At 37.5% G+C, this 18868-nt stretch carries 10 protein-coding genes; 5 read left to right on the top strand and 5 right to left on the bottom strand.

Annotated elements, in window-relative coordinates; all coding sequences use genetic code 11:
• Positions 1–257: 257 nt before the first annotated feature.
• Positions 258–1952 carry a GH3 auxin-responsive promoter family protein gene (locus BC008_RS24270; protein WP_027842863.1) on the bottom strand — a complete coding sequence of 565 codons (1695 nt, stop codon included), beginning with the start codon at positions 1950–1952 and terminating at the stop codon, positions 258–260.
• A 209-nt stretch (positions 1953–2161) separates the two neighbouring features.
• On the opposite strand from BC008_RS24270, the gene BC008_RS24275 reads away from it, so the two are divergent.
• The gene (locus BC008_RS24275; protein WP_027842864.1) at positions 2162–3415 is read left to right on the top strand and encodes an FtsX-like permease family protein; all 1254 of its coding nucleotides are present in this window, start codon (positions 2162–2164) and stop codon (positions 3413–3415) included.
• A gap of 177 nt (positions 3416–3592) precedes the next feature.
• Positions 3593–4363 carry an ABC transporter ATP-binding protein gene (locus BC008_RS24280; RefSeq protein WP_027842865.1) on the top strand — a complete coding sequence of 257 codons (771 nt, stop codon included), beginning with the start codon at positions 3593–3595 and terminating at the stop codon, positions 4361–4363.
• A 196-nt stretch (positions 4364–4559) separates the two neighbouring features.
• On the opposite strand, the gene BC008_RS24285 is transcribed toward BC008_RS24280, so the two are convergent.
• Positions 4560–5363, bottom strand: coding sequence for an inositol monophosphatase family protein (locus tag BC008_RS24285; RefSeq protein WP_027842866.1), 804 nt, complete (start codon positions 5361–5363; stop codon positions 4560–4562).
• Between the two features lie 336 nt (positions 5364–5699).
• On the opposite strand from BC008_RS24285, the gene BC008_RS24290 reads away from it, so the two are divergent.
• Positions 5700–7433, top strand: a complete 1734-nt coding sequence (locus BC008_RS24290; RefSeq protein ID WP_027842867.1) for a dynamin family protein — start codon at positions 5700–5702, stop codon at positions 7431–7433.
• A gap of 24 nt (positions 7434–7457) precedes the next feature.
• On the opposite strand, the gene BC008_RS24295 is transcribed toward BC008_RS24290, so the two are convergent.
• Positions 7458–7973 (bottom strand): hypothetical protein, encoded by a 516-nt coding sequence (locus BC008_RS24295; protein WP_058183949.1) that lies wholly within the window; start codon positions 7971–7973, stop codon positions 7458–7460.
• A gap of 226 nt (positions 7974–8199) precedes the next feature.
• On the opposite strand from BC008_RS24295, the gene BC008_RS24300 reads away from it, so the two are divergent.
• On the top strand, positions 8200–13302 hold the full coding sequence (locus BC008_RS24300; RefSeq protein WP_027842869.1) for a chemotaxis protein CheB: 5103 nt from the start codon (positions 8200–8202) through the stop codon (positions 13300–13302).
• A 130-nt stretch (positions 13303–13432) separates the two neighbouring features.
• Here the strand turns inward: BC008_RS24300 and BC008_RS24305 are convergent, their stop codons facing one another.
• On the bottom strand, positions 13433–15472 hold the full coding sequence (locus BC008_RS24305; RefSeq protein WP_027842870.1) for a DICT sensory domain-containing protein: 2040 nt from the start codon (positions 15470–15472) through the stop codon (positions 13433–13435).
• An 80-nt stretch (positions 15473–15552) separates the two neighbouring features.
• Positions 15553–16185, bottom strand: a complete 633-nt coding sequence (locus tag BC008_RS24310; protein ID WP_201026170.1) for a pentapeptide repeat-containing protein — start codon at positions 16183–16185, stop codon at positions 15553–15555.
• An 825-nt stretch (positions 16186–17010) separates the two neighbouring features.
• Between BC008_RS24310 and BC008_RS24315 the strand changes: the two genes are divergently transcribed.
• Complete coding sequence (locus BC008_RS24315; RefSeq protein WP_201026172.1) at positions 17011–18819, top strand: hybrid sensor histidine kinase/response regulator; 1809 nt, start codon at positions 17011–17013, stop codon at positions 18817–18819.
• Positions 18820–18868: the final 49 nt, after the last annotated feature.

An 18868-nucleotide genomic window follows, 5' to 3' on the forward strand; every position in this document is an offset into this window, starting at 1 on the left:
TCTTTACTTGTTTGCTAATCCTAGTTACGAATTAAGGGGAATATTGGTTTTGATTTCAGTTCGATTATTTTCTCCATTTGCGATCAGAGAATCTAGCTGTGGATAGGAAATTTGTATTTTTTAGTTATATTTAATACTTGAGCATAAATATTTGAAATTAAGAGTAGTTAGTATTTGGGGTTTAAATCAAATGGGAATTTCACCCCCATTATTAAACCAAGGATGATAAAAAAGTCTTAAAAATTACTATATTTTTACTAGTGTTTGCCTGATAACTTGACTTCGCGCTCGATTGCTAATCCTGCAAGGAGTTGTCTATCTTCACTAATATGGGGGAATTTCAAATGGGATTCGGGTATCCCCTTATCTAACAGTCGCTGTCGAACCGTGCTAAAACTACCACTAGCCAAAATTCGCAAACTGGGTGATGGTAATACTTCATGTTGTCGTTTCTCTTCATAGGAAACATTTAGTTGCTGTAAAGCGCTGTCGAATTTTGCCAAAAACTCCTCTGGAGAAGGTATTGAAGAACCAGAGGGTAATTCTACGTTTAACAAGTAGCGAGGTGGAAATTCATTTTCGGAAAGGGTGACACAAAAATTTTCCAGGGGTGAGTTAAATTCTTCTTGAATTTTCTTAACCGCCTGAATTACATGAAATTCGCTTGTTTTTTCACTGGTAGCAGATAATAACCCACCTACGCGGTGACGGAAAACGATTATGGGAGCTTGTTCGTAAAAACCCACCACTTCAACTACATCACCGATATCGTAGCGATACAATCCGTTATAGTTAGTGACCAAAATTCGATAGTATCCCCCAGCCTTAACTTCGGTCGCCAAAAGTGTTTTTGGTTGTTCTGCATCCCATTCTTCTTGGGGAATAAACTCAAAAAAACCGCTGTCAATAGCTAAAATGGCTCCGTCAGTATTTAGATCGTAACAAGCACCAAAAGTTGCTTCAGATGAAGCATAAATTCCCCCAAATATGGGAGTATCACCAAAATAGGCTGGAAATTTTTCAAAATAAAAATCCGATGTTCCACCACGAGCTGTAGCAACAACAGCAAGATTTTGCCACGCTAACAAAGGAGTAAGTTTACCTTCACTGCGAAGAATTTCTTGGAGTTGAGTGGCTCGCTTGGAATTAGGGAAAAATTGCTTTTCTATTGTATGACGCAATTCAGGTTTGATCTTGAGCCAAGGAGCTAATTCTCCATTTTTAAGATTGTGAATTAACTCTTGAGAATACAATTCAAGATCGTTGGCTAGTTGTAGTGCAAGAACAGGAAAGGTGGCTCCAATAATTTTCAAATTCGGATTTTGGAGAGCGAATAACAAACAAATATAGTTACGGGATACTGGATCTAAGACTTCTAGAGCTTCAGGGGGTTGGGCAAAAAGTTGCTTGTAAATACATTTAGTAAATAGATTCAAATGCAAAACACCACTACTGGAAGTCCCGTAGGGAATTCCACTACTTGTACGTCCGCTAATTAACGTTGAAGTTGTCATCAGCATTTCACCCATTGAATTTCCGCGTTTATGAATCGCTTCAGCTGAAAATCCTGTGGCTACTTGGTTAATTCGATTTAAAATTTGACGCGATCGCTTGGTTACGGGGATTAACTTTTGCTTCCCAGTAGAACCACTACTACGATTGAGGTGAACTACCGGGTCGGGTGTGAGAATATTGTTTTCACCTTTGGTAATTCGTTCAACAAAAGGTTCATAACTGCTGTAAGCTAATATCGGTATAAGGTTGCGAAACTGTTCGACATTTTTAATTTCTTGAAGTTTGTATTTTTTTGCAAATTCTGTATTTTGATAAGCTTTTAGTAACGAAAGCAAAAATTCCTCCTGGACAGCCTCAACTTGACGAGTTTTAGTAACGAAATTTGCTTTAGTAACTTTTGTTACTGCAGTAATTATTGATAGAAATAAGTTCGTCATTCAATCCTCACACTAATTTGTTGTCTAGAATATTCAGGGAGTTTATAGCTATTTGCTAAATTAATTAAAACTCATTACAGTAATGGGTGCTCCTGTGCCATATCAGAGTAATTTAAAAACATTAATACATTGGTATAAAAATGAAGCAAAACAAAATTTTATACAGTTTTTCTTATTCCTTTTATTTGTTTTTCTAATGGCATTTTTAAATGGTTTCTATTGCCCGTAAAAATTTGTTTGAAGACATACCTCGCTTTTTAGTGGCGCAAGCAGGTATTATGTTTGCTGTTAGTCTTGTCACAATTCAAACAGGTATATTCAATGGTGTCATTCGCTCAACGTCACTGTTAGTTGATAATTCTCGCGCTGATATTTGGGTGTCATCAAAGCGGATGGTGCATTTGGAGCTTACAGAATCTATTTTGTTTGACCATGTTGTCAGGTCTAGAAAGGTAAATGGTGTCTCCCGTGCTGAAGCATTGATGACAGGAGTATCAAGATGGCAAGTCCCTAAAGGTCAGTTAACTGTGGTCAAGTTGTGGGGATTCGACCCTCAAGGGCAATTATTTGTTCCAGGAGCGGTTCAGAAGGGTAGTGTAAGTGCTTTACAAAAACCCTATACCATTCTTGTCGATCGTAGCGATTTAAGATCTTTACGAATGAAGAAACTTGGCGATCAGGGGGAAATTGGTTCATTACCAGCAAATTTAGTTGGAATTGCTCAAGATACTCAATCTGTACTTTCTAGCGCATTTTTGTTCGCTTCCTTAAAAACGGTCAATGCCTACAACAATAGTCGTGTTTCTTCCAGAGTAGATTGTAAATTGGTATCAGGGGAGTTTAAGTGTACCAACGTTTATGAAAGGGCAAAAGATTCCCAGGACACAAATAGCTCTTCAGTTCCTGAGCCTCAACCTATAAGCCTTAATACTCCTGTATCTTTTATTTTAATTAAGGCAAAGCCCGGACAAGACCTGCAAAAACTGAAACAAGATTTAGAAGCAGCCTCACCTGACACTCGTGCTTATACTCGCGAGGAATTGTCTCAAAAAATACGCGATTACTGGCAAAAACGTACTGGAATTGGATTTATTTTAGGTTTAGGCGCAGTAGTGGGTATGATAGTTGGTGTGGCTATTGTAGGTCAAATCCTTTATTCTTCTGTATCCGATCACATTAAAGAATTTGGAACCCTTAAGGCTATGGGGGCGTCAAATAGGGTAATCTATGGAGTAATTGTCGAACAATCGTTGTGGATGGCAGTCATCGGATATGTTCCGGGTATGCTGCTTTGTTGGGGGCTAGGAAACTGGACTTTAGCCACTCAAGGTATTGTAATTTTAATCACGCCGCTCACTGCTGTTGGCGTTTTTGGGGTTACCGTTCTGATGTGCGTGGGTTCAGCACTGTTTGCAATTCAGAAAGTTAGTCACGTGGATCCGGCTATTGTTTTTAAAGCGTAATTTAATTTTAAGACGTTATTTAAAATCTCTGGTCTGGTATTGTCTTAATGTTATCTCAGCCAGGACTCATATTATGCTCATCTAATCTTTATATTATACAGAAGATTTATAACTAAATGAATTTGTATTACTAATTAGCACCTGAGTACTAAATATCAATATCCTCAATTAAAAGGAATGACTATTTCCAAACAATTTGAATTTATTGGGAATTCTATAATTAACGGCTGGTCCAGACCTAACCCAATTAACATTTATCCAGAGAAATCCTGTGGCATCTTTGCCGAAGGGATAGGAATGACTTATCAATCCGGTAAAGAGCGCTTTGTCGCTCTCAAAGGAATTGACTTACAAATATCTAAAGGTGTAATTCAATTATTGATGGGGCCATCTGGTTCTGGGAAAACCACTCTGTTATCAATTTTAGCCGGTATCCTAACACCAACTAATGGCAGAGTGCATTTGTTGGACAAAGAAATTACAAAAATGTCCCGCAAGCAATTATCTAGATTCCGTCGCGATCATATAGGTTTTATTTTTCAAGGTTTTAATTTATTCCCCGCTTTAACCGCTGCAGAAAATGTAGAATTAGCTCTTAATATCAAAGGTATAAAAGGAAAAATAGCCCGCCAACAATCTTTGGAGTTACTTTCCCAGGTCGGTTTGGCATCTAAAGCACAATTACTTCCCCGCGATTTGTCAGGGGGACAAAAACAAAGAGTAGCGATCGCAAGGGCTCTGGCTGGTAATCCCCAGATTATTATGGCTGACGAACCGACTGCGGCTTTAGATTCTTATAACGGACAAGCTGTAATTGAATTGTTGTGTCAGCTAGCAAAGGAAGGAGGAACTACAGTTGTAATTGTCACCCATGACCCACGGATTAAAGCTTTCGCAGACAATATTACTTTTCTCGAAGATGGCGAAATAGTTCCTGGCGATAGCTAGCTTCCGTATTTCGTTTCTACTTCCAATTGCTACCTCACACACACTGTCCCGTCTTTAACTATTTTTAGTCAACTTTTATCTTGATTTTCATCATTAATTAGCCGTTGCTATTTTTGTTCGATTCTAAATTTTAAAAACTCTAATCTTGTATCCCTAATTTTTATTTTTGTTCCAAATTCTAACTTTTATTTTTGTGCTAATATTTTTGTGCTAAAAATTTTCTAAATATAGGTACTAAATCTTCGCGGCTCGCAACTAAAGTTGAAAATGAGCGATCGCTATAATCTATACCTACGGACAAAGGAAAAGGGTCTGATTTTAAAGATACCCAGCTTCCACCAGCAGCTTGAACAATTACCCACACAGCAGCAATATCCCAAACTTTTGGTGTCGCTTCAACTCCACCTAAAACCGCTCCATTAGCTACTGTTAAAAAGTTATAGCTCGCAACACCCAACATGCGAATTTTACAAGGAAAATCTGTTTTAAGTACTGAAGTACTCCGAGAACAAAGATAAAAAAAATGTTGGCTACTCGGTTCGTCAGGACTTGTATGAATGGGTTCTCCGTTACGAAATGCTCCAGTCGGCATATCTAAACTAGATGAGCCTTGCCAAAATCCATGAAACGTTTGATCTAAAGTTGGTACGTAAACATATCCAAAAATGGGTGTTCCTTCATACAGCAAACCAAGAGAAATTGCCCACATTGGAAGACCGCGTGTGAAATTAGTCGTTCCGTCTAATGGATCGATTACCCAACACCATTTTTTGGGAGGAAAGACCTTTTCTCCTTCTTCAGAAAGGATGCCATGATCCGGAAAAGTAGTAGCGATCGCATTTACAATTTCTCGATCTGCCCATTTATCAGCTTTAGTAACCAAGCTACCATCAGCTTTGGCATCAGCCTGTACTCGACCGAAATCCTGCATTAACTGCCTACCGACTCTCAAAGTAGTTTTTTGAGAAAATTCAACAACCGTGGTCCAAAAATCAGTCATGTAGCTAATTTAATATGTAGTGAGCTGAAAAATAACAAATTAAAGAATAAGAAATTGAATAAATTCTGTGGCGTCTGAGATTAGAATAAGGATATACAATATCTCAATACAAATATCTCAACACAAATATCTCAACACAGACGAATTATAATACGTTCCTTATAATTTCTCGTCTGTTTATGGTTAACCCACCTAAGAACTACAAACAAGGGTAACCAATTACAAATCACCAATTACCAATTACCAACTACCACTACTTGAATTTATTTATACAGATATACTGAATAAAATCTTGAAAAGTCAATTACTGTAATTAGCCAAGCGAGAAAAAATATAATGAGCAACCAAATTGTCGATCGAGTATTACAAAAATATCGTTCGGATTTAGATGGCTTGCTCGACCGCATGCAGCAGCTAGCTGCTGATATAAATAATTTGGAATTACAAAGAACTGCTGATAGCCTCAGAAAAAATATTAACGAACCATTCTTATTTGTTGTAGTCGGTGAAGTAAAAGCAGGTAAAAGTAGTTTTGTTAATGCTTTGCTCGAAGCAGAGGTGTGTGCAACCGATATCGAACCTTGTACGGATTCTATTCAGCAAATTGTTTATGCACGGAATAAGTTTGTCCGGGAAGTAGAGCCAAATCTAAGGAAAATCGGATTACCGATCAATATTCTTAAAGATATCTCTATTGTTGATACTCCTGGAACTAATACAGTCATCAAAGAACATCAAGTTATTACTGAAAGATATATTCCCAACAGTGACTTGACTTTCTTCGTTCTATTTGCAAAGAATCCTTATCAAAAAAGTGCTTGGGATTTTCTCGACTATGTTAGCGCCCAATGGCGTAAAAAAGTAGTTTTTGTTCTGCAGCAAAAAGATTTACTCAGGAGTACCGATCTCGTTAAAAATATCGAACGGGTTAAAGAATATGCTCATCAAAAGCAAATCCAGTCGCCGATAGTATTTGCAACCTCTGCAGAATTAGAATTTAACGACGAGCAAGAAAATAGCGGTTTTAAAGAAATTAGAGAATACATCAAAAATATAGTTTCTTCTGGAGAGAGTTATAAAATTAAGCTGCGTACAGTTAGCCAAACCACTCAGAAGATTATTGAAGCCCTCAACGATGATATTCAAAGGTTAGGTCTACAGTTAAGCTCTGATAAACAAACAGTAGAAAATATCAAAAATAAAATCGAAGCCGGAAAAAAGCGATCCGGTTTTGAAATTAATAATTTAGTCCAACTACTTTGCACTCGCTACGAAAACATTTCAGCTAGGATTAAGCGCGAATTTAGGGATAGTTTTTCAGTCTTCACGGTAATTAGGCGTTCCTTTATTGGTCTGTTCAAGAAAGATGCTTCCATGCAAGCTTGGATCGAAGAATTTAAAAAACGCTGTGAGTTGGAACTCAAATCTTCACTGGAAGAAATTTCTCGTGAGGGAGCGCAGCATTTTGTTGATGGGATCCGTCAACTACTCGAAGGACTAAGTCAAGACCTGAGTAATATTAAAACTGATCGAATTCAAAGCAATAATATTTCAATCAAAATTCTCGAACGCCGTCAGGAAGTAATTGAGAGCGTTAAATTAAAAGTTGAGCAACTACTTAGTGACGAAGGATTCGTTAATTCTTTGAACTCCAATGCTGACAATATGACCGTCGAAATTGTCGGAGGTGCATTTGCTGCGGTTGGGGGGATGATTCTCAACGTTATTGAATTTGCAATCGCAGATGCAATTTTAAATGCAGTTGGTTTTGCTTTTGCTGGTGTTGGTGTTGTAGTCTTCGCTGTTGGGATTGCTTGGCAACGTCGTCGTATCATTAAAAAGTTTGAGGATGCTCTGGATAATGAGCAAGATAAATTTCAAAGCGATGTCACGGCTCGACTCAATCAAAAACTAAATATTATTTACGAAGAAGTCGAACGAATTTTTGTTGAATTTTACGATTATGTAGAGCGAGAAGAACAAGCGATCGCACCAGTTTTGAATAAATATAAAATTATTCAAAAAGATGCAAACGAACTTGAGCGCGATATGGCTATAAGGCTTAAATAGTAGTTTACTTGCACTTACCTAACCTCACAGCCATCTAGGATTATCATAAAAATGAATTCCACCGTGATAGCTGTCAACTGCTTTAATCCCAGAAAATTCCACAGAAATAGTACCACCGGTGCTTTCAATAGTCTCGTCACATAAAGGCTTCACGGCTAACCAATCGCAGTAATACAATGGTTCGCAAATATCTTGATATTTTGGCTCACCTAATTTATGCCAAATATCGTACTCGTCAAAACTTTTATCTTGGTATTCTGTGATTTCTTTATTTGGATCTATTATTTTAGCTTCTCCATAACAATGGAACTCCCAAATAATACCTTCCTCAAGCTTTTCTAACTCATCCACATCTACATAATCAAGGTAGAAGTTCATCTCAAATAAGAAATTAGGAAATATTTTTAAGCAATCCTTTTCAACAAATTTAATTGCATTTTCTACTTTTTTACACAACTCTCTTAACTTAGGTAATGCTTTTTTTCGAGCTATTTCTTCGTTATCAGCAATTAATTCATAGGAAATATTTAATACTGCCACGAGCAAAATTTAACCTTTTCTAAAATATTTATATCCATCAGATAGCCAGTACATAAAACTCTGTACTTACTAGGTGTTGGGTAGTTTAAAATAACTAATATTAATCTCACATGACCTACCAGCATGAAACAGTTGCAAATACAGCGCAAGTGGTATTTATGCTTTGTAGGATCCATAGTTGATAATAAACAATTAGCATTAAAAACAATGCTGCCCTATTAGTTATATGTCAAAAAGTGAATCTGGTTTCGATCGATCCATCCCCGATCCTGAGTGTAACTTCTTTGTTGTCGGTATTGGTGCATCGGCGGGCGGACTCCGTGCTTTGGAGGAGTTTTTTGAAAATATGCCTACCGATAGTGGAGCTGCTTTTGTTGTAATTCAGCACCTATCTCCAGATTTCAAAAGTCTGATGAAAGAACTTTTAGAACGACGCACCCGGATGGCAATATATCGGGTAACGGAGGGGATGAAATTGGAACCAAATTCAGTCTATCTGATTCCTCCAGGGAAAAATCTGGTGGTAGAAAACCAAAAACTGCACTTACTCGAACAAGAGGAAAGAAATCGCCACGGACTTAACTTTCCTATTGATATTTTTTTCGAATCTCTAGCAAAAAACTATGTCGACTGTGCAATTGGGATAATTTTATCCGGTACTGGTAGCGACGGAACCAATGGCTTGCGAGCCATTAATGAAGCTGGTGGCTTTGCAATGGTACAAGACCCCGCTACAGCCGAATTTGATGGAATGCCCCGTACTGCGATCGCAACGGGAGTAGTAGATCGAGTTCTATCTCCCAAGGAACTAGCCCAAGTAATTAATCAGTTGGTGCGATCGGTTTACGCCAACCCTCCAGGGTTATTACCAAAGTCCCCAAATAAATCCAACCAAGATCCAGTTACTTTCCTTAAATCCTACGATTTACAACGGATTGCAACTATTCTCGCTCAACACGAACAAATTGATTTTTCTCACTACAAAACTAGCACTTTATCGCGGCGCATCCATCGCCGTTATCTAATTAGCGGTTGCAATCATCTCAATGATTTTATTCGCTTATTAGAAACCTCTCCGGAAGAGCGGGCGATTCTTCGTCACGATTTGCTAATTAGCGTCACCCAATTCTTCCGCGATCGTCTTGCTTGGGATTTCTTAGAAACTGATGTAATTCCCCAACTAATCGCTCAAACTCAGCCGAAGGAGGAGTTACGCTGTTGGGTGACTGCCTGCGCTACAGGAGAAGAAGCGTATTCCTTAGCAATTCTGTTAGATGAAGCCGTAGCCAAATCGGACAAACCAGTAAGATTTAAAATTTTTGCCACAGATATTGATAAGGTGGCTTTGGAAAAAGCGACCCAAGGGATTTATCCCCAAACCATTGTCAATGATGTTACTTCCCAACGTTTAGAACGTTATTTTGTTCGTAAAGATAATTCTTGGCAAGTGGTACGCAAGCTACGAGAAAAGCTGTTGTTTGCCCCCCACGACCTGACTAAAGATGCTGGTTTTACTCGCATGAATTTAATTACTTGTCGTAATGTTTTGATTTATTTACAATCAGATTTGCAACAACAAGTATTACGAAATCTTCATTTTTCTTTAGTTTCTAAGGGCGTTTTATTTTTAGGAGAAGCAGAAACTCTCGGTCGCATTGAACCTGAATTTAAACCACTACATAAAAAAGGCAAAATCTACCAAAAACGCAGAGATATTAGGTTAACTATGCCTATTAAAGGGATAGAGAAAAATTCTCGTCAGTTTCTTCCTTATTCCCTACCTAAAAATCCAAATGAAAATCGTCTTGAACCAATGCTAGATAAAGCATTTATTGCTTTTTTAGCGAAATATAAAGCGACCTGTTTATTAGTAGATCGAGAACATAAACTTTTTCACACTTTTAATGATGGGATTGAAGTTATAAAAGTACCTTCAGGTAGAACTACTACAGAAATTACCAAATTAATAATTCCCAGTTTACAATTACCTTTAATTACTGCCCTTCATCGTGCGAAAAGAGAGCGTTCTGCAGTCTCTTATAGCGGTATTAAATTAAATGAATTAGACGAATTAGATAAATCGGGAAAAAAAATAGTTAATAATGTAAAACTTGAAGTTACCTATCATGAAAGCAATAAATTAGCAGACGATTTCTTTACTATTTTTATTCAGGAAGATGAAACTCCACAACAGTTTTCAGGAGAACGCTTTGAAGCCGATGCCGAAGCATCACAAAGAATTATGGAACTGGAGTATGAGCTACAACAAACTCGTGAAAATCTCCAGGCTGTAATTGAAGAACTTGAAACTACCAATGAAGAACAACAAGCAACTAATGAAGAGCTAACAGCTTCGAATGAGGAGTTACAAAGTACTAATGAAGAACTACATTCAGTTAATGAAGAACTGTATACCGTCAATGCTGAATATCAATCAAAAATTGAAGAGTTAACCGAATTAAATAATGACATTGATAACTTGTTGCGGAGTACGGAAATTGGCGTTGTCTTTTTAGATCGAAATCTAAGAATTCGTAAATTTACTCCTGCAGCAACTGTTGCAATAAATCTAGTGGAAGCGGATATTGATCGCCCATTAGAACATATTACCCACAACCTAGATTGCCAAAACCTAATCGAATTACTTTGCTCAGTAATTGACAGCCAAAAATTATTAGATAAGGAAGTTAAGCTAGTTAAACAGGATTTTCACCTGTTGATGCGGATCAACCCCTATTTACTAGAAGACGGTAGATTGGATGGATTAGTAATTACTTTTGTCGATATCCACGAACTTAAAACCATTCAAGAACAAATTCGTTTGGTCAATCAAGACCTACAACAATCCAAATCTCAATTACAACAACTAAATCAGGAATTGGAAGCCAGGGTAGAAGAACGCACCTTAGCCCTGCAGCAATCGGAAACTAGACTGAGGGCAATTTTAGAAACAACTTCATCACTAATTTATCTTAAAGACCTTGAGGGACGTTATCTATTAGTAAATAAGCAGTATACAGAATTATTTAGTTTAACTGAAGCTGAATTATTAGGTAAGAACACTCGGGATATTTTTCCTCAACACATTGCTGAAGCTTTAATCGCCAACGAACACCAGGTTTTAGAAACTAAATCAGTTTTAATATTTGAAGAACAACTTCCCATCTCGGACGGTAGCCTTCACACCTATATTGCCACCAAAGCACCTCTGATCGATGCTAATGGTGAAGTATACGCTATTTGTGGAATTTCCACTGATATCAGCCAACAGAAACGAACCGAAGTCGAACTCAGAGAAAGCGCCGAAAGGGAAAGAGCAATTCGCAAGGTCGTAGAAAAAATCCGCAAAAGCTTAAACTTACAAGAAATTTTCCAAGATACTACCGAGCAGCTGCGAAAAACTTTAAAATGCGAACGTCTAGTTCTTTACTGTTTTAACCCCGATTGGAGTGGTGATTTTGTCGCTGAATCTGTAGTGGAAGGTTGGGAACCACTGTTGGGAAATACGATGCAAACGGGTTGGACAGATACTTGTTTGCAAGAAACTCGAGGTGGTCGCTGTAATCAGCACGAAGCTTTTACCGTAAACGATATTCAGACTGCGGATTTGAGCGATTGTCACCGCGAAATGTACGAACAGATTCAGGTCAGAGCTTTTTGTATCACCCCAATTTTTCAAGGGGATAAACTGTGGGGGTTACTAGCTGCTTACCAAAATGAACTTCCTCGGGAATGGAAAGAAGGAGAAGTTCGCTTACTAAGCCAAGCTGGAATTCAATTAGGTATATCCATCGCCCAAGTTGACTTATTTACTCAAATTCAAAACCAATCTTTGCAACTACAGCAAGCAAAGGAAGCTGCAGAAACTGCAAATCAAGCCAAAAGTGCTTTTATCGCTCACACCAGTCACGAATTAAGGACACCCCTTAATGCCATTTTAGGATTTGCTCAACTCCTCAAGCGCGAACCAAGCAATACTCCAAATCAGCAAAGGGGAATTGATGTAATTCAGCAGTCAGGTCAGCATTTGCTAACCCTGATTAACGATATTCTTTACATTGCTAAAATTGAAGCAGGTAAACTTACCCTAGAATTAAAAGATTTTATTTTACCTTCGTTTTTAGATAGTCTAGTAGCCATTATTCGAGTACGTTGTCAACAGAAAGGAATAGAATTTCAATATCAAGTTCTGTCTGACTTACCGACAATGGTACGAGGGGATGAAACTCGTCTGCGTCAACTATTGCTTAATTTACTTAGTAACGCGGTTAAATTTACACCTGCAGGCAAGGTAACTTTTAAAGTTGGCTATACAAAAAGTTTTTCTAGCGAAAACACACTTGGGTCAACAACAAACAAGCCAGAAGAATCAATTGAAGGTAAAATTCGTTTCCAAATTGAAGATACGGGCATAGGTATTACCACAGATAAATTAAAAGAAATATTTTTACCCTTTTACCAGTTAAATCGCCACCAGTCCCCCCAAGAAGGAACTGGACTGGGCTTAACTATCAGCCAAAATCTTGTCGAACAGATGGGTAGTCAAATTCAAGTTAACAGTATTTTGGGTGAGGGTAGTACATTTTGGTTTGATTTAGATTTCCCTGTTGTGGAAACACCCGTAGCTGTTATTCCAAGTAAAGATTCCAACCTTGACATTACTGGTTACACAGGACAAAAACGTCAAATTTTAGTAGTAGATGATTTAGACAATAACCGGGAAGTTTTAGTTAGTTTTCTCGCACCCCTTGGCTTTGAAATCATTGAAGCCAGTTCGGGAGCAGCAGCGATCGCCCAAACTCGACAACATCAGCCAGATTTGATCGTACTAGATTTAGTGATGCCGGGGATGAATGGTTGGGAAGTTACCCGAATCTTAAGACAAGAAGCAGGCTTTCAAGATTTACCAATTATCATTGTTTCTGCTAGCACTCTCCCAGCAGATGAATCCCAGTGTTATGAAGTAGGAGCAAATGGATTTCTTGCTAAACCCCTGAATTTTGAGAAATTACTCCAAGTTTTAGAAGAGTACTTACAACTAGAATGGGTCACTCAAAATGGCTCAACTCGTTCTCTTTTAAATCAAAAATTAGCACCAGTACTAACAGATACCAATAGCGAAAATATATCTCTAGTTACCCCATCACCAGCACAATTAACTCAAATTTTAGAACTGGTTATGCAGGGAGATATCCGGGGAGTTTTATCCCAAATAGATTTTTGGGAACAGGAAGAACCTGAATTAATTCCGTTTTTACAACAAATCCGTCAACTAGCAGAAACTTGTCAGTTGAAGAAGCTTAAAGAATTCGTTAGAAGTAGGATTTAGGAGTAAGAGGTTAATTAACAGGTCTGACCGCTGTTCCCTTTAAACCAAAATTATAATGTCCTAAACGAGGTGTCTGTCGCTATATTTGTCTCATTATTTTTTTAAGTTGGTATTAGAATTCAAATTACTTTCAGACAGATGGGCTTTGCTCAGATAGCTCATCAGAAGATTCAATGGGAATTGTAAAATAGAACTCACTTCCTCGACCTTTTCCTTCACTGCTAGCCCAAATGCTTCCACCCATACCATTAATAATTTGACGACAGATCACTAATCCCAAACCAACACCACCGACCGTACGTCTAAGGTAGCCTTCCGACTGGGAAAACCGGTCAAAAATTACTTCAAGCTGACTTGCTTCAATCCCTCGTCCTGTATCGCTAATCAGTACCTCTAGCATTAACTCTGCAGTGGTATTAGCCGGAGAAATAATTTTGTCTGTTATTGTCTGCTGTATTTTAGCTGCAATAATAATTTCTCCCTCAAGCGGTGTAAACTTACAGGCATTATCTAGAAGTTTGTAGAATACTTCTACTAATCCTTCCACATCTGCTAAAACAGAAGGTGACTCAGGAGATAACTTTACCTTAATTTCTGGTATTGCTTTTACTTGAGAACTCCTCTGAAGTCTGTTTAAAGCTAAATCGAGAGCATACTCAACTTTTGTGGATTCTATATTACGGTATGCTTTTCCTGCTTCTAGCTTAGATAAAGTTAAAAAATCTTGAATTAGTTCGCCCAACCGTTGGCTATCAGAAAGTGCTGTATCTAACATCGCCTCCCGTAATTCATTTGGCATATCTGGTTCGCTAGACAAACTTTCCAGACATACCCGAATTGTTGACAGGGGAGTACGTAATTCATGTCCGACAACAGCAATTAAATTATTTTGAATTCGCTCTACAGCTTCTAATTGCTGGTTTAAATCTACTAAATTGGTATAAGTACTGGCTTGAGTTAAAGCGACCCCTGCACTAGTCGCTACTGCTTCTACTAAAGCTATATCTTCTGATTGCCATTGTAATTGTCCCATTCCCCCACAATGTAATTCCAAAACACCCAAAAGTGTTTCCTGATAGCGAATTGGAACCATTAACCAAGAATTAATTTCAGCCCGGTTAATTTTGTCTTTTAATATGGGATTTTGCTGTAAATAAATATTTTCAGCTGCATTATTAATTACCAGTGCTTCTTTTTGAGTTTGAGCAACAATAAAGATTGGATTATCTACTAGCGACCATTTTTGACCAATTAATGATGGCATGGTTGGAGGTAGAAATTCATACTCAATTTTCACCTCAATATCGCCAGGACGAACACGATATAAAATACATCGATACTGGGGAAAAATTTGACCCAATTCCCGGACTGTAATTTTGAGTATTTCTTCTGGGTTTAGAGAATAACGCTGGATTTGAGCGATTTTATAAATTAAGTTTTCTTTACGTGAAGCTAGGGCAATTGATTTGTAAGCTTTAAGTAATTTGTATTGACTAGCCTGAAGATAAGTGACCAAACGTTGAGTAAAAATATTAATATCAATGGACTGATTTACCAGCAATGAAGATTTACTAGGTAATCTTTTAGTCACATCAGTCAAATCATTCAAACTATACGATTTTCTTGCTTGCTTTATCTTTTCTCCCAACTCGGGACGATAATTCTGAATTATCCCCAATAACCAGTCCGCTGCACTTATAGTTATATCGTACTCAAAAGTCCAAAACCCCTCAAACCTTTTTCCTTGTTCTATAGGGATTCTCATGTCCCTTAATTCTTTCAAGGAAAGCTTTTCCTGACCTACTAAGCAAGCTGTATATTTATCCCCTACTATTACCAAATACTTTTCTCCAGCTAAAGTATCAGTAATTTTTAAGGGAATAGTATTGTAACCAGAATTAAGTTCTTCAAAGTCAGATTTGTTATCTGGTACTGCTAACACGTAAACTTGATTAGTTTTTCGCGCAATACGATAAAAGCGACGTTCTTGTTGGCGAAAAAAGCGTTCATGCTGAAAATTAGCGATGACCAAAGGCGCATCATCACTGGCTAACACCAAATCTTCCATTGCGCGGGTGAGAGCAAGCAAAGAAGATTTGAAATATACCTGGGGACGAAGACTAGAATACTCTGTAACTAAGTCCCGCAAAAGAGAATTAGTCAGATTCATTTTGTTTCTCACCACGATAAAATAATTCTAAGTCCAGTTGAAATGGCAAGAAAACTTCGAATAAAACCATAAGTTCAAGGCTATAGAACTTCTTTATTTAGCCGTCGAAGATCCCCAATATTATTTACTCTATTATTAATTAGTGCAGTTTTGCTGACACATGTATCATTGGGCAAGATCATTTGATTGAAATCTACTCCCTCGAAAATTATTCCTTCCTGGTTGGTATTGCTTAAGTTGGCTTTAGCTAAATAAGCTCCGGTAAGATCGGCGTAGCTCAGGTTAGCTCCCGTCAAATTAGCACCACGCAAGTCAGCATAACTCAGGTTGGCTCCCGATAAATCAGCACCTCGCAAATCTGCTCCTTCTAAGCAAACCAAGCGCATATCTGCATTATTAAAAAGAGACTTATATAAAGTGGCTCGGGAAAAATTAGTCCGAATCAGCATTCCTCGACTAAATTGTGACTTAATTAGGCTGGCTTGGTTAAAATCTGTCCGCCATAGAGTTGCTCCTGTAAGGTTACTCTCACTTAAATTCGACTTACGCAGTACTGCAAAACTCAAATTCACTCCAGCCAAATTAGCTTTCCACAATTTAATCCCCATCAAGTTGACCTCGCTCAAGTCAGCTTGTTTAAGATTGACTTCAGACCTACTAAAATCAAACTTTCCAGAACCATAAAGCTTGATAAATTTGGAAATACTAATCATTTTGGTTCTGTCTTTGTGCGGGTGCAAATAAAACATTTCATCCGGAACTTATACCCTCAAATAATTTAAAGAGCAGATTGTAAATTTCAATTTGTAATTTTCAATTTGTAATTTTCAAGACAGGTCGCAAGAGTCACTATGGTTATTACAAAAATCAGGGAGACCAGGATTTGCTAATTACCTAAGCGAACTGACTGCATAATCTATCCTGAAGTATTTATTAATTTATATTAACTATTGTAGCAAGCAAATGTAACGAATAGTTACTAAAGGTTGACAAAAATAATAAATATAATAAATAAATAAGTCTGATGATTGGCTGTGTCATTAAAGCTAAAGTGCTATCTCAAGCAAAGACTAGAGATAGTTTAAAATAAATATAATAAGATTTTCTTATCGTTAATAATGAATTAATGTCTCATAAATAATTAGTTTGTAACTTTAGTCAATATCTCCATGGAGAGATTAAAGTATACAAACCTCTGTCTAAGTATAGAAAGACCGCGTACAAAAACCTTGCTGTACCGTGATTTAATTAAAGTAATTGAATCAACAGCTTCAGTCACATATTTGATATTAGACTTGTATCGAAAACGTTGTAGAATCGAAAACGTTTTCCAGACATAAATAAAAATTTAAATCTCAAGTTCTCTATTATGAATTGAGTAGAATTATCTATTGCTACTAGCAACAGTAAAGGAAATTCTTCTTAAGGCTAGAATTAAATATTAAAATATATTACAGGAAGTAGATTTATTATAACCATCTTCAGTCCTCCTGCCATGGTAGCTGCTGCTTATGCTGACATATCAAAAGCCATTATTTATGCCTACTTCGGTCGCAAATGCTAAATTGATGGAAACTGAGCCAGAAGAAGGTTCGAGAGATCGCAAACAACAAAGTTTTGCTCGGGAAATAAAAAATTTTTCTCCATTATCTGATGATATTATCCCTAAATCCCAAACTGGTAAATTAACCGTAGCAAAAAGTCATCAAGCAAATAATTCAGAAGTAATTTTACTTGTAGATGATACTCCCAATAACTTACAGGTACTATTTTCTTATCTTGAGGAACAAGGATTTAAGGTATTGTTGGCTGAAGATGGAGAAAGTGCGTTACAGATTGCTCAATCTCAAGCCCCGGACTTAATTTTATTGGATGTTTTGATGCCGGAGATTGATGGGTTTGAAACCTGTCGTCAGCTTAAAGCCCAGTCATCCACTAAAGATATTCCTGTAATTTTTTTAACTGCTCTTTCCGAAACTGTCAATAAAGTTCAGGGGTTTAAATTGGGAGGAGTTGACTATATTACCAAACCGATTGAGCAAGAAGAAGTCTTAGCCCGGATTCAAACCCATCTTACTTTGCAAAAAATGCGCCGCACTTTAGCAGCACAGAATCAAGAACTGCAACAAGCTTTAAATTTTGAAGCTTTAGTACGACGCATTACCAATAAAATTCGCGATAGCCTTGATGAGAGCTATATTTTACGAACTGCAGCTCAAGAGTTAGGGGAAGTTCTTCACCTCAGTAGCTGTCAAATTGAGCTTTATGATTCCGAGCAAATAACAGCTACAATTGCCTACGAACACAGTATTACTTTACCTCAGTGCCAGGGAGAAAGCAGAAAAGTCTCTGATTTTCCCGAACTCTATCGACAACTACTACAAAAAATACCAATTCAACTTGTAGAAAAAATTCCCCAATTCGATCCCCAAGGAATTCAAGTTACCCGCTTAGCTTGTCCCATTTTTGATGATCGCGGCATAATTGGTAATCTTTGGGGACTCAGACCTCCAGGAGAAGTATTTACCGAATTAGAAATTAAACTCATGCAACAGATGGCTTCCCAATGCGCGATCGCCATCCGTCAAGCTCGATTATACGCAGCATCAAATCAGCAGATTGAAGAATTAGCCAAGCTCAATCAACTAAAAGATGATTTCCTGAAAACTATTTCCCATGAATTAAGAGCTCCCATGAGTAGCATTCAACTTGCTGCACAAACTATGGAAACTCTTTTGGTTAACAAAGCAGATCCGAAAAATTCTCCCACTTTTAAGCGAGTTCTAAAAATCTTTCATGAGTCATGTCAACGACAAAAGCAATTATTAGATGACCTGTTGACTCTTTGTTATGTAGATGCAAAAGCTAAAACAATCGCACCGGAATTAGTCGACCTCCATCTCTGGATTCCCGAACTTACCCAACTATTTTTCCGACGCACTCAAAATCAGCAACAAGAGTTAATTCTTGAGCTATCAAAGGAAAAATTAGAGATTTTGGTAGACCCCCTAATTTTGGAGCGGATTATTCGTGAATTACTCAACAACGCTTGCAAATATACTCCTGCAGATGGGAAGATTACGATTCAAACTACAGCTGACCCACAAGCAATTTCCCTTTGTATCACTAATACTGGTGTGGAAATACCTCCAGAAGAGCAAGAATTAATTTTTAATCAATTTTATCGCATTCCCAATAATGACCCTTGGCAATATGGTGGTACTGGTTTGGGACTCACATTAGTGAAAAAACTCGCCCAGATCCTAGAAGCTTCAATTGATGTCGAAAGTGGAAATCAGCGAACTATATTTTGCATTCGCTTTCCCAAACAAATTAATTGTTCTTAGAATTAATTGCTCCTACAATTATTTTTCCCAGTACTAGTTTAGTATCAAA

This window comes from Mastigocoleus testarum BC008 (assembly GCF_001456025.1).
GTDB lineage: Bacteria > Cyanobacteriota > Cyanobacteriia > Cyanobacteriales > Nostocaceae > Mastigocoleus > Mastigocoleus testarum.

Bases quoted from the DNA above. Each gene is read 5' to 3' on its own strand.
- BC008_RS24270 (WP_027842863.1), bottom strand. From the start codon at position 1,952: ATGACGAACTTATTTCTATCAATAATTACTGCAGTAACAAAAGTTACT.
- BC008_RS24275 (WP_027842864.1), top strand. From the start codon at position 2,162: ATGGTTTCTATTGCCCGTAAAAATTTGTTTGAAGACATACCTCGCTTT.
- BC008_RS24280 (WP_027842865.1), top strand. From the start codon at position 3,593: ATGACTATTTCCAAACAATTTGAATTTATTGGGAATTCTATAATTAAC.
- BC008_RS24285 (WP_027842866.1), bottom strand. From the start codon at position 5,363: ATGACTGATTTTTGGACCACGGTTGTTGAATTTTCTCAAAAAACTACT.
- BC008_RS24290 (WP_027842867.1), top strand. From the start codon at position 5,700: ATGAGCAACCAAATTGTCGATCGAGTATTACAAAAATATCGTTCGGAT.
- BC008_RS24300 (WP_027842869.1), top strand. From the start codon at position 8,200: ATGTCAAAAAGTGAATCTGGTTTCGATCGATCCATCCCCGATCCTGAG.
- BC008_RS24305 (WP_027842870.1), bottom strand. From the start codon at position 15,472: ATGAATCTGACTAATTCTCTTTTGCGGGACTTAGTTACAGAGTATTCT.
- BC008_RS24310 (WP_201026170.1), bottom strand. From the start codon at position 16,185: ATGATTAGTATTTCCAAATTTATCAAGCTTTATGGTTCTGGAAAGTTT.
- BC008_RS24315 (WP_201026172.1), top strand. From the start codon at position 17,011: ATGCCTACTTCGGTCGCAAATGCTAAATTGATGGAAACTGAGCCAGAA.